This is a genomic window from Pandoraea sp. XJJ-1 (genome assembly GCF_026802345.1).
Taxonomy (GTDB): domain Bacteria; phylum Pseudomonadota; class Gammaproteobacteria; order Burkholderiales; family Burkholderiaceae; genus Pandoraea; species Pandoraea cepalis.
Window position 1 is genome coordinate 3937111 of record NZ_CP113827.1, and the last position, 12465, is coordinate 3949575.

General features: G+C 62.5%; 9 protein-coding genes. 1 reads left to right on the forward strand and 8 read right to left on the reverse strand.

Annotated elements, in window-relative coordinates; genetic code table 11:
- Positions 1-34: 34 nt before the first annotated feature.
- From OYT13_RS18170 to OYT13_RS18180, 3 genes are all read right to left on the reverse strand, one after another.
- Entirely contained in the window at positions 35-3166 is a 3132-nt protein-coding gene (locus tag OYT13_RS18170; RefSeq protein ID WP_268566751.1) for an efflux RND transporter permease subunit, read from the reverse strand.
- Positions 3163-4278, reverse strand: coding sequence for an efflux RND transporter periplasmic adaptor subunit (locus tag OYT13_RS18175; RefSeq protein ID WP_268566752.1), 1116 nt, complete (start codon positions 4276-4278; stop codon positions 3163-3165). Before OYT13_RS18175 ends, OYT13_RS18170 begins: the two co-directional genes overlap by 4 nt.
- A gap of 82 nt (positions 4279-4360) precedes the next feature.
- Complete coding sequence (locus OYT13_RS18180) at positions 4361-4978, reverse strand: TetR/AcrR family transcriptional regulator (RefSeq protein WP_268566753.1); 618 nt, start codon at positions 4976-4978, stop codon at positions 4361-4363.
- A 76-nt stretch (positions 4979-5054) separates the two neighbouring features.
- Between OYT13_RS18180 and OYT13_RS18185 the strand changes: the two genes are divergently transcribed.
- Complete coding sequence (locus OYT13_RS18185) at positions 5055-6536, forward strand: efflux transporter outer membrane subunit (protein WP_268566754.1); 1482 nt, start codon at positions 5055-5057, stop codon at positions 6534-6536.
- A gap of 191 nt (positions 6537-6727) precedes the next feature.
- Here OYT13_RS18185 and OYT13_RS18190 read toward each other — a convergent pair whose 3' ends face one another.
- From OYT13_RS18190 to OYT13_RS18210, 5 genes are read right to left on the reverse strand one after another with little or no spacing between them, the layout of a single operon-like run.
- A complete protein-coding gene (locus OYT13_RS18190; RefSeq protein ID WP_268566755.1) occupies positions 6728-7675 on the reverse strand; it encodes a VOC family protein in 948 nt (315 codons plus the stop codon).
- A 58-nt stretch (positions 7676-7733) separates the two neighbouring features.
- Positions 7734-8582 (reverse strand): fumarylacetoacetate hydrolase family protein, encoded by an 849-nt coding sequence (locus OYT13_RS18195; protein WP_268566756.1) that lies wholly within the window; start codon positions 8580-8582, stop codon positions 7734-7736.
- Positions 8583-8619: 37 nt separating this feature from the next.
- A complete protein-coding gene (locus OYT13_RS18200) occupies positions 8620-9609 on the reverse strand; it encodes an alpha/beta hydrolase (RefSeq protein ID WP_268566757.1) in 990 nt (329 codons plus the stop codon).
- Positions 9606-10943, reverse strand: coding sequence for an amidohydrolase family protein (locus OYT13_RS18205; protein WP_268566758.1), 1338 nt, complete (start codon positions 10941-10943; stop codon positions 9606-9608). The genes OYT13_RS18200 and OYT13_RS18205 overlap by 4 nt, the downstream gene beginning before the upstream one ends.
- A gap of 4 nt (positions 10944-10947) precedes the next feature.
- Positions 10948-12447, reverse strand: a complete 1500-nt coding sequence (locus OYT13_RS18210; RefSeq protein WP_268566759.1) for an FAD-dependent monooxygenase — start codon at positions 12445-12447, stop codon at positions 10948-10950.
- Positions 12448-12465: the final 18 nt, after the last annotated feature.

Consider the following 12465-nt stretch of genomic DNA (forward strand, 5'->3'; position numbering starts at 1 on the left):
GCAATTTCCTTCCATACAGTAGATTGATTGCGTATTAGCTGCGCGCGTCGTGCAACGTCGGTTCGGGCGCAGAAGCGTGCTCGTGGCGGCCCTTGGGGGAGGCGGCCGGGTTGCCGGGCCGAATCTTGAACCAGATCGAATACATCGCTGGCAGGAACACCAGCGTCAGCACCGTCCCGGCGAACGTTCCACCGATCAGCGTGTAGGCGAGCGTGCCCCAGAACACCGAGTGAGTCAGCGGGATGAACGCGAGGATCGCAGCCATCGCAGTCAGGATCACCGGACGTGCGCGCTGCACTGTGGCTTCGACGACCGCATGGAACGGCTCAAGTCCCGCCTGCTCGTTCTGGTGGATCTGCCCGATCAGGATCAGTGTGTTACGCATCAGAATGCCGGACAGTGCAATGAGGCCCACCAGCGCGTTGATGCCGAACGGCTGCCGGAACAGGATCAACGTCGGCACCACGCCGATCAGGCCTAACGGACTGGTCATGAACACCATCACCATCGCGGAGATCGAACGTACCTGAAAGATGATGATGATCAGCGTGATCGCCAGCATGATCGGGAACAGCGGCAGCATTGCGGTCGTCGCCTTGCCCGACTCTTCGATGGAGCCCGCTTCCTCGATTCGATAGTCGCTGGGAAGCTTCGCCATGATCGGCTGAAGCTGCTTCGTGATCGCGTTCGAGACGTCCGGCGGTTGCAAGCCATCGGCGATATCGCCGCGCACCGTGATCGTCGGCACGCGATCGCGCCAGCGCATGATTGGCTCCTCCATGCGCACCTCGACCTTGCCGACCTGCGACAGCGGGATGCGCTGCCCGTTCGCTCCGGCTAGCGTGAAGTCACCAAGCCGCGCGGGGTCGAACCGCACATCGCCGGCCGAGCGCGCGATGATCGGCACAGTCCGGATATCCTCGCGCACGGCGGTGACGGGCACTCCGGTAAGCAGGAACTGCAACTGTTGAGCAACAGCGCTGGACGTCAACCCCACTGCCTGCAGACGGTCCTGCTGTAATGTGAAGTGCAGAGTCGGGGAGCGCGTACCCCAGTCAGCATTGACCGTACGCATCATCGGACTGCCCTCCATTACGCGCTGAACCTCGGCTGCGATTCCGCGCAGCCTGTCCGGGTCTGGACCGGTGACCCGGTAGGCGACCGGGAACGGCGAATAGGGCCCGAACACAAGTTGCGTGACCCGCACGCGCGCTTCCGGGGCGAGACCGTCTGCGATGGCCTGGCGCATCCGCTGCTTCAATGCGTCGCGCGCTTCCTGACTGTCCGTGCGGATCACGATCTTCGCGAACGACGGATCGGGTAGTTCGGGTCCCATCGCCAGAAAGAAGCGCGGCGCACCCTGCCCGATGTAAGCAGTGACGATTTTTGCTTCCTTTTGCTTTGCAAGCCACGCTTCGACTTTCTTCGTGGCGGCGCTGGTTTGGGAGATCGACGTGCCATAGGGCATCTGCACCTCGACCAGCACTTCGGGACGGTCGGAGATCGGGAAGAACTGTTTCTTGACGATCGCCATGCCGAGAATCGCGAGCACGAACAGGCCGACGACCGAACCTGCGACGAGCCACTTGCGCGCGATCACGCGTGTCAGCAACTGGCGGAAACGGTTGTAGCGGGCCGTGTTGTAGATCGCGTCGTGACCGCCTTCGAACTTTCTGAACTCCGGCAGCATCGTCACGCCGAGATAGGGCGTGAAGACCACCGCCACGACCCACGATGCGATCAGCGCGATTCCCACGATCCAGAACATGTTGCTGGTGTATTCGCCCGCGGTGGATCGCGCGAAGCCGTTCGGCATGAAGCCGACCGCGGTCACGAGCGTGCCGGCCAGCATCGGCGCGGCCGTGTGGCTCCACGCGTAGGCCGACGCGGCCACGCGCCCATAGCCTTCCTCCATCTTCACGACCATCATCTCGATCGCGATGATCGCGTCGTCGACGAGCAGGCCGAGCGCCAGGATCAACGAGCCGAGCGTGATGCGGTCGAAATTCTTGCCGGTCGCGGCCATTACGACGAACACCACGGCCAGCGTCAGCGGCACGGCCGCCGCAACAACAAGGCCCACGCGCCAGCCCATGCTCACGAAGCTCACCAACATGACGACGAGCAGCGCAGCGAAGAACTTGACCATGAACTCGTTGACGGACGAACTGATGTTCACGGACTGGTCGGTGACCTTGGTCAGGCCCATACCCAGCGGCAGCCCGGCGTTGATGACGCCGACCTCGTTGTCCAGCGCCTTGCCGAGGTCGAGTCCGTTCCAGCCGTCGCGCATCACGACGCCCAGCAGCAGTGCGGGTTCGCCGTTGTTGCGGATGATGAACGTCGCCGGATCTTCATAACCCCGCGTAACGGTGGCAATGTCCGACAGCTTCAGCGTGCGACCTTGGGCCACGACCGGCGTGTCCCGGATCTTCTGCAGGTTGTCAAAGGCACCGTCCAGGCGAATGAACACCTCCGGACCCTTGGTCTCCACGGAGCCGGCGGGCGTCAGGGCGTTCTGGCCATTGAGCGCGGCGAACACGTCCTGCGGGCTGACACCGAGCGTTGCCAGCCGATCATGCGAAAACTGTACGTAGATGCGCTCACCCTGTTCGCCGATGATGTTGACCTTCTTCACGCCGGGCACGTGCAGCAGCCGTTGGCGCAGCGTCTCGGCATCGCGCACGAGCAGGCGTTGCGGTTCGCCCTTCGCTTTCAGCGCGAAGAGCGCAAAGGTGACGTCGGCATATTCGTCGTTGACCATAGGCCCGATCACGCCGGCTGGCAGGTTCGCTGCTTCGTCGTTGATCTTTTTCCGGGCCTGGTAGAACTGCTCTTGCACCTCCGAAGGCGGTGTGCTGTCGAGCAATGTCAGCGTAGTGAAGGCCAGGCCGGGGCGCGTATAAGTCTCGGTCCGGTCGTACCAGCGCAGCTCCTGCATACGCTTTTCGATTTTCTCTGCGACCTGATCGTGCATTTCCTGCGCGGTGGCGCCAGGCCAAGCGGTGATGATGGTCATCACCTTGACAGTGAAAGCGGGGTCTTCCGCGCGCCCCAGCTTGAAGAACGAAACCAGTCCGGCCAGAGAGATCAGGCAGATCAGGAACAGGGTGATGGAGCGCTCGCGCACGGCGAGCGCAGACAAGTTGAATCGGCCTTCGCTCACGGACGGGCTCCTTCACTCGCCATCGCGACGGCCCGGCCGGACACGCGGACCGGCTCGCCTTCGCGCAGCAATTGGGCGCCAAGCGCGACGACCCTGTCGCCTTGCTTCAATGTACCTGACACGCGAGCGCTGTCGTCGTCCAGGTGAAGAACCGTCACCGGCCGCCACGCAACCTTGGCCGGCTCGCCGCTTATCAGCCACACACCCGGGCCTTTGCCCGTGTCGAGCACCGCGCCAATCGGGACCTGCAATCGGTCTTGCGCCACAGAAGGTGCGTCCGGAATCTGGACCGTCACCGTCGCGCCCAGTGGGGCGTCGGCGAGTTCACCCTGCAGGACATACCGCGCTTCAAAGGTCCGGGTGCGGGGATCCGCGTTATCCGAGAGCTGACGTAGCGTCGCCGGCACGGTGCTGCCGCTGCTGCCGAAGAGCGTTGCCTGGGCGACCGAACCCATCGCGGGACGCAGGGTTTCGGGTAGCTGGATGGCCGCCTCGCGACGCCCAGCGTGAGCGAGGCGCACGACAGGTTGTCCGGCGCTGACGACCTGACCGGGTTCGGCCAACGTTTCCATCACCACGCCATTCCCGTCCGCCGTCAACTCAGCATAGCCCGTCGCATTGCGCGCCACGTCGGCATCAGCCTCGGCCGCATTGAGCTGCGCCCTGGCGGCATCAGCGGCCGCCTTGGCCTGGTCGTAGGCCGAAGCCGAGATCGCTCCCGTGCCGCGCAGGTCGCGATAGCGCTCCTCATCCTGCGCGGTCTGCTGCGCGCGCGCTCGCGCGGCGGTGACCGCCTCCTGCCGGGCTCGCGCGGCAAGCTTGAGATCGATGGGGTCGAGGCGCATCAGCGGCTGACCGCGTTTGACGGTTTGGCCGGCATCCACCAGCCGTTCCAGCACTTTTCCGGAAACACGGAAACCCAGATCGCTCTGCACGCGTGCTGCGACGATCCCCGTGAACGAACGGGACGCCGGGATGGCGCGTTGCACGACAGCCATGCGCACCAATGGGGCCTGGGTGCGCGGATCGGGCAGTGGTTTTTCGCCGCAGGCCGCTAGCGCAAACGGCAGTGCACAGGCGAGTGTGGGGATGGCGAGGCGACGCGAGTACATGGAAGTCCCATCGGTGAGTGGCGATGGCTTCCATTGTGATTCCAGTGACCAATATAGTCAATAGTCACAGGTGCGATCTCGATCAGGGCGACAGGCTACGAAGTACCAGGCTGGACAACTGGGCCGGCGCGACATCGGTGGTATCGCGGTTGTACTGAAGCAGCAGCGGGTTGAGGTAGGGGCGCAGCACCAGATAGATCGCCATCACGGTTTCGTCCAGCGGCGTCTTGCGCTCGAAGTCACCGCTTTGCCGGCCTTCCTGCAGTACTTCGCGAAGTAATTTTTGAACCCGAGCTTCATAGGCTTGCACGGCCTGCCAGTTTTCCGTGGCGGCCGAAGCGGCGATGTCGTAAAGCTTGCGATCCCGGAAAAACAGCTTGAGGCTGGCTTCGGTAAAGACCTTGAACACCCGCCGCAGCTTCTCCGGTGGCAGATCTGCGTCTGCGATAGCTGCCCGAACCTCGCGTTCGATTTCTTGCAAACAGTTGGCGCAGATCATCTCGCCAATGGCTTGCTTGGATTCGAAGAACTTGTAGATATAAGCCTTCGAGAACCCGATCGCCTTGGCAAGATCGGAGACCGTCGTTTTCTCGTAGCCGTACCGGCTGAAGTGCTCCGTGGCGGCGGCAACGATCTGGTCCCGCACCTCGTGATCGGCTGGGCCGCGCGCGGGGACGGAGGGAGTGATGGTGTTTTTCATGCGGATAGCATACAGGAATGGACAACTAGTGACTATTTGGTATTATAGTCACCAATGAAACCTCGCGAAGACGCTTATGCTACCTAAACACTTCCTTGCTGCGGTCATCGTCGCCAGCCTCTCGACAGGCTGCGCTGTCGGTCCAGATTATGTCCGACCCAATGTCGCCATGCCAAAGCAGTTTCAGGGTCAAGCCGCGGTGGATCAGCGGCACGCGACGGTCGCTGCCGACCTGGTCACGTGGTGGACAGGTTTTGGTGATCCGCAACTGACACGATTCGTCACGCTCGCGCTGGAACAGAATCTGGACCTCGCGCAGGCCGCCGCGCGCGTCTCGCAGGCCCGCTCAGGACTCGGCGCGGCGGACGCCGCGCTGCTGCCGTCCGGCAATGTTAGCGGCCAGAGCGCGCGGGCCTACCAGTCGGTCGAGACCCCCCTGGGACGCGTCCTGAATTCGACGCCCGGCTTCGACCGCTATGGCAACGACTACGAGGCCAATTTCAGCGCGAGCTGGGAGCTGGATGTTTTCGGTGGCCTGCGTCGCGGTCGGGAAGCGGCGCTTGCCGACTATCAGGCTTCAGCGGCCGGCGAGGTAGCGACGCGTCTGGCAGTGGCAGCACAGACTGCGGACATCTACATCACCATTCGTGGATTGCAGGCTCGTTTAGCGGTGGCCCGCAAGCAGTTGCAGACGCAGCAGGATCTGCTCTCGACCATTAACCTCCTCTATGGAAAAGGGTTGGCGGCCGACCTCCAGGTGAGTCAGGCTGAAGGCGCGCTGGCTCAGGTTCAGGCATCCATTCCGGTCCTTGAGGCAGCGCTCGATGCAGCGATGAACGCGCTGGACGTCATGTTGGGTTCACAGCCCGGCACGCACCGGGCGGTACTGCTCGAGGGCGGCGATATCCCGGTCGCCCCTCGAATCACTGGCACGGGATCGCCTGGCGAGTTGCTCAGGCGTCGGCCCGACCTGATTGTGGCAGAACGTCGCCTGGCTGCATCGAACGCGCGTATCGGCATGGCCATCGCAGAGTATTACCCCAAGGTGTCGCTCAGCGGACTGATTGGGAGCGCCACCTCAGTGGCTAGCGGCAACCTGTTCAGTAGCGGCGCCAGTCAAGCGGCCGGTGTGCTGGGGCTGCGCTGGCGTCTATTCGATTTTGGCCGAATCAACGCGCAGATCAATGCGGCGAAAGGACAGGAAGCCGAAATGCTTGCCGCTTACCGGCTTACCGTATTGCACGCAACGGAGGACGTTGAGAATTCTTTCTCGGCGCTCGTCAAGCGCGAAGCGCAGGCTGCCATTCTCGCGCAGGGTGTGAGCGCGTTCGGACGCGCGCGAGCAGCCTCATTCGCTGCATATCAAAAGGGTGTCGTCAGCCTGGTCGAAGTGCTGCAGGCAGACGACAACCTCTTGCGCGCCTCGGATGCCCGGGTGCAGGCGCAAACGGAATCGGCGCGCGCAGCGGTCGCGGCATTCAAGGCACTCGGTGGGGGGTGGCAACCGAATGATCCGGAGGCTGCGGGAAGCTCGGAACCGATGAAGGGGCAAGGATAGGGGTTCGAAAGTTCAACGCGACGAGATTCGAATATCGGGTAGTTCAAACCTGGGAGAATTTTGAGTTCAATATTGGCAGACAGGCTCAGTCGGAACCCACTGATTTTAGGACACGTCCGGTTCAACGTTCAATGGATCTCGACATCAGGGCCGGCATGTGCTGCGCCAAGGCTGCGGCGGCATGGGTCTCTTCAATCCTGGGCCTCGGTGTTGCAAATAAAATTCTCCGGGACGTTCGGCCCCCATAGGTACAACGAATCCTCCGGCGCGAAATCCCCGGCGGGCCAATCTCGTCCCGCCGAAACAAAATCAATGTCGGCCGAGTACTCGCAAAAGGATCCCCATGGATCCTCAACATAATGAAAGTAATTCGACCCCAACACATGCCGCCCTGTCCCCCACCCCTTCGCGTAGCCGGCGGCCAGCATCTGAGCGGCCCCCTCCCCAACAAGATCAACGCCTTCGACATCCCACGACGAATGATGCCAGCCACGCGAGCGACTTTTGGCAAACGCCACCAAATGATGGTCGCAGCCATGCGGCGCGTGCGTGAACGCGATCAGATCCAGCGATTTATCTGACAAACGAAGACCCAGCGCGCGTTCGTAGAACGAGACCGCTCGCAGGACATCTGGCGAAAAAAGCAACACATGCGATAGCCGTCGCGGCTTCACCCGCACCACCTCCGCCCGAGTACAAGCGCCGCGGGCGTCCGCCGGGACAACGACAGCCTGACTCGCCGTCTTGCTATTCGGGCTGGTCTTCGGCCCCACCCGCACTTGAATCAGATTACCGTCGGGATCTCGGAACTCAAAACCGGCACCGCCCCCTCCAGCCATCGAAGCGACAACGCTCGCGCCCGCCGCGACCGTCTGGGCACGGAGGTCCTCGAGATCGTCCTCGTAGCAGTTGAAGCTAAGGTATGCCATCTCCTTTCGCTCCCCCGCGAGCACGCGTCCCCAACGATGGCCGTCAGTCGCCCTGATCTCGAGTTCGTCGCCCTGCAGTCCGGCGCGGTTGACCGTCAGGCCGAAAGCCTCGAAGAAGCGATGGGCTTCGTCGATGGACGGGACATTCAGCGCGAAATGGTCGATGGAATGCACCGCTGCCCGCGGATGCGTCGATGAGAATTCGGTCATGACTCGCTCCTCGGAAATCATCGGCGACAACTCGTTGGTCGATCGTTCATGAAACACCTTAGCGGATGGCCTCGTCAACGACAGGATTGCGCAGCACGCCGATGCCCTCCACGCTGACCTCACAAAGGTCGCCATGCTTCATCAGAAGTTTCGGTGTCCGTGCCCAGCCGATACCTGAAGGCGTACCGGTCACGATCACGTCGCCCGGTTCGAGCGTAATGGCCTGGCTGACGATGCTGATCAGTTGAGCGACGTCGACGATCATGTCGTCGGTACTGGCGGACTGCACGACCTCACCATTCAAACGTGTCTCCAGCAGCAGCCCCTTGGCGCCGGGTGGCAACTCGTCGGCCGTCACGAGGTCGGGACCGAATGCGCCTGTGCCGTCGAAATTCTTCCCGACCGTCCATTGCGGCGACTTGAACTGGTACTCCCGGACCGACCCGTCGTTGAAGAGCGCGTAGCCCGCAACGCAATCGAGCGCATCCTCCTTGCGGATGTGGCGACCGCCCTTGCCCAGCACGGCCGCGATTTCGCCCTCGAAGTCGAGGCCCAGGCTATCGGATACTGCCGGGCGCACCAACGGTTGCTCATGCGCCACCAGGCTGGTTGCAACGCGAAAAAAAATCGTCGGGTAATCCGGTTGCTCGTAGGGGCTTTCCTCCGTGTGGTCAGCGTAGTTGAGGCCGACACAGATGAGCTTGGGGGGACGGGCAAGCGGCGGGAGATACACGAGACCTTCGGCGCTCACCTTTTCCTGCCCGGCTTGCGCTCGGCCATGAGAGACGAGATCGACCCCGCTCGCCAACAACGATTCCAGGGTGTCCTCGCCGAGCACGCGAATGGCGTCGCCATCGCGAACGCCCAGCGTCGCCTTTCCATTTTTTACGAACGATACATAACGCATGGGTGTTCTCCAGAGACTCTAGGGTTGGCGCGCCCGCTCACAGATCGCGGGGCCGCGCATGTTGTTCGAGCCACGCTGAAAAAGCGCGGCAGATGGTGTCGTTGGCGCGACGCGCCGAACGTGAGGCTTCGAAGAAGCCGAAGAACGGATGAAACATGTCTTCGAAGCACAGGAGTTGCACCGGCACACCAGCCGCCTCAAGACGCCGCGCGTAGGCAATACCTTCGTCGCGTAGCGGGTCATGGCCAGCGATCGCGATCAACGCGGCAGGCATGCCGCGCAGATCGGCAGCGCGCAGTGGCGACGGGGGAAACTCCCGCGCACGCGCCATAGCCGAACCCATATAAAGCCGCGAGATGTCTCGCAGGTCGGATGGCGAAAGCATCGGGAAGTCGATGCCCTTTGCCTCAATGCGCGCGACGTCACGAGCCATGTCGACGCCGGGCACAACGAGCAGTTGCGCGGAGATACCGACGCCGCAACCGCGCAACGACAGTGCCGCCGACGTTGCCAGATTGGCGCCGGCACTCTCACCCGCCAGCACGACCCGCGACGGATCCCCGCCAAGTGCCGCGACATGGCGAATCGCCCAGCGCGTCGCGGTTAACGCGTCATGATGTGCGGCGGGAAACGGATGCTCCGGGGCCAGTCGATAGTCAACCGACACCACCACCGCCCGCATGTCGCGGCAGAGCTTGCGCGCGATGTCATCCATCAGCTCGACACTGCCGAGAACAAATCCGCCGCCATGGAAAAACACCACCGTAGGCATCACTGCGCTCGCATCCAAGGGACGGTAGACGCGTACTGGGACGTGCGCCCCCGCAGACTCGGCGATCGCATCTTCCATCGCGCCGACCTTCGGCAATGGATTTCGTTCACGCGCTGCCATAATGCCGCGGCGCATACGTTCACGGGCTTGCTGCGGCGTTCCGGAAAATGGCGGGAGCGTTTGCGCGGCGCGCATCGCCGACACGAGATCCGCCAGCTCGCGGTCCAACGGCTGAGGCAATTTAGCGTCACTCATTTCAATTCAAGAATGTATTGCTGGGACGCAACAGCACGCTGTCGCAGAACGTTCAGGTCGACACCGGTCATTCGGCCCTGTCGCTTCACTGCGCGCCCGGCGACGAATACCGAGTCCACATTGCCCGGATGCGCGGCAAGCACGACAGCGCCCACGGCGTCCGACACCGGGGTGAGGTTGAGGTCCTCTCCACGAATCATGATGATGTCGGCCTGTTTACCAGGCGTCAGCGAGCCGACTTTGTGATCCAGCCCGTTGGCGCGCGCCCCCGCCACCGTGGCAAACTCCAGCACCTCGCGCATCGAGAGCGTTGCGGGCGCGTTCTGAACCCGCGAGTGTTGCCCGCCCATCCACGAACGGTAGTACGCGAAGGCATGACGCATCTGCGTGAACATATCGCCCGAGCATTTGGTCTCGGTATCGCCGCTCAAGCTAGGCCGGATGCCCACCGCAAGCAAGCGATCAAACGGGATATCGCCAATGCCTTGTGCGTTCAACTCGCAGTGCACGCCGAGCGAAGCGCTTACGCCGGCATCCGCCATCATCGCGATCTCGTCGGCGCTGGAAAAACAGCAGTGCACGAACGTCAAGTCGTCGCCCAACACGCCGGCGTCATGCATCTGCGCGATCGCACGTACCGAGGCGTTTCGCGCATACGCCCCCATGTGAATGCTCGATCGAATTCCTAGGTCGCGCGCAAGGCGCAGATCTTCCAGCCAGACATCTCGCCGCGTCATCTCTGGGCCCCGTGCCGCCATGGCAAGCGTGAGCAGTTGATCGTCCGACGAAAAATACCGCGTTCGCAACCGGCGAATATCTTCCGGATGCCCCCGCTGACTGTCGAACATCCACGACGCACCGTCCACTAGCGGCCAGCCATGTGCAAACACGCCCCGAATGTTGGCCTCGCGCAGCCCAAGGATCGCGGCATCCGCGTGATCGGGGCTGTTCTGGACATGAGACCAATCGAGCATCGTGGTGATGCCACCGTCAAGCGCGGACACTGCACCAAGCATCGTGGCAACGTGAACGTCTTCCGGCCGAAACGCGGCCCCCTTCGCACCCAGCATTTCGGCGAAGTAGATTTGCGGATCGATATCCGCGTAGCGATGCCGCACGCAGCTCTGCCAGGTATGGCGGTGGGTATCGACAAACCCCGGCAGGACGATCATGCCGCTTGCGTCGACGCGTTCGGCGTCCGCTGCGTCAATGCGTGGCGCCACCGCCAGAATGCGCTCCCCCTCGATCAGCACGTCACCCACGCGCAGATCGCCGATCGCCGGGTCCATGCTCAGCACCCAGCCGCCCGTCAATAATCGTCGATGTTCGCTCATGGGGTCACCGCTTCAGCCATTTGCCAAGTTGCACGTCGACGTCTTCTTCGCGAGCCAACGTCTCGCTTGCCCACGCGACATAGCCATCAGGACGCACCAGCAATCCCTTGACGGCTTCGAGCGCCGCAGGAATGCGTGCGACACGAGCCCTGAGCACACTCACCGGCCGACCGGCAACGTCGATCGATTCGAACTGACGTGCAAAGCCGTCCAGATCGATCAGCAAGAATTTCCGCTCGCGCAACGCCTGCGTGATCGCCACCGATCGGCCGTCGAGCAGGACCAGATCGATATCTGGGCAACGCTGCCCGGTCAACGGATGGCTGCCGGGATCGCACGGATAGGCCGTCTCCAGACCATTGAGTTCGAGCACCAATTTGCGTTGCACCTCCGGCAGCGGAATCAGGTGCTCCTGCATCCGCCGCTTGAGCGCGACGGCCTCGGGGCCGAAGTTGAATTGCAACGCGCACTGCGCCTTTACGCTCTCGAGCAGCCGGCGCATGACCGGAAGGCGTTCCGCATCGTAGGTGTCGAGCGTCTTGGCGTCCGCCACGCCGTTGATGACGTTGGCCAGCTTCCAGCCAAGGTTGAACGCGTCCTGCAAGCAGAAGTTCATGCCTACGCCACTGGACGGATAGTGAATACGGGCGGATTCCCCTACCAGAAACACACGCCCCTGCCGAAGGGTTGGCACCGCGCGCATCTGGTCATCGAAACGCGAAGCCCAGCGGTATCCCTTGATGCCGTAATCGGTGCCATGCACGTCACGAATGCACTGCAACACCTCATCGAGCGTCACCGGCTCGTCCTTCGGTGCGTGCCGCCGATCACGATGCACGATATTGAATCGCGTAATGCCTTCGCCGAATACGTAGCCACGCACCCACCCCATCTCGTTGTCCACATTGATACGTCCCCCCGGCCACGGCGCCTCAAGCTCAGCGTCGACAACAATGCCGCGAAACGTCCCCGAATGCCCGTCGAACGGAAGACCCAGCTTGGAACGCACGACGCTACGCCCGCCATCCGCGCCGACAACGTACTGGGCGCGCAGCGTCGAGAGATTTCCGGTGGAATCGGATAGCGCAAGCTCCACGCCGTCATGCAACTCACGCACGTCACGGACTTCCTCGCCTCGCCGGATCACCGCTCCCGATTCAGCGGCCCACTCCCACAGGACTTCCTCGGTCTTGTTCTGCGGCAAACCCAGCGTGAAGCCGAAGCGCGTCTCGAGGTACTTCCATTCGATCGGATGGAATCCCGCCCAAATGTGCGATGGTCGATACGGATAGTCCGCAATTTCACGCGTCTTTCGGATCAGTCGATCAGCGATGCCTCGGGTATCGAACAGCTCCAGAACCCGCGGCAAAATCGTGCCTGCGCGCGACTGCACGCCTTCGGTGCGTCGCTCAATGACAAGCGTCTTTACGCCGGCGCCGGCCAACTCGGCAGCCATCGTCAAACCCGACGGGCCACCGCCGACAACAATCACATCCCACTGCATTGCATTTTCTCCATCAGA

Excerpts from the sequence above, each read along its gene's own strand:
- OYT13_RS18180 (WP_268566753.1), bottom strand. The coding sequence starts at position 4,978 with ATGAAAAACACCATCACTCCCTCCGTCCCCGCGCGCGGCCCAGCCGAT.
- OYT13_RS18190 (WP_268566755.1), bottom strand. The coding sequence starts at position 7,675 with ATGACCGAATTCTCATCGACGCATCCGCGGGCAGCGGTGCATTCCATC.
- OYT13_RS18185 (WP_268566754.1), top strand. The coding sequence starts at position 5,055 with ATGCTACCTAAACACTTCCTTGCTGCGGTCATCGTCGCCAGCCTCTCG.
- OYT13_RS18200 (WP_268566757.1), bottom strand. The coding sequence starts at position 9,609 with ATGAGTGACGCTAAATTGCCTCAGCCGTTGGACCGCGAGCTGGCGGAT.
- OYT13_RS18195 (WP_268566756.1), bottom strand. The coding sequence starts at position 8,582 with ATGCGTTATGTATCGTTCGTAAAAAATGGAAAGGCGACGCTGGGCGTT.
- OYT13_RS18175 (WP_268566752.1), bottom strand. The coding sequence starts at position 4,278 with ATGTACTCGCGTCGCCTCGCCATCCCCACACTCGCCTGTGCACTGCCG.
- OYT13_RS18205 (WP_268566758.1), bottom strand. The coding sequence starts at position 10,943 with ATGAGCGAACATCGACGATTATTGACGGGCGGCTGGGTGCTGAGCATG.
- OYT13_RS18210 (WP_268566759.1), bottom strand. The coding sequence starts at position 12,447 with ATGCAGTGGGATGTGATTGTTGTCGGCGGTGGCCCGTCGGGTTTGACG.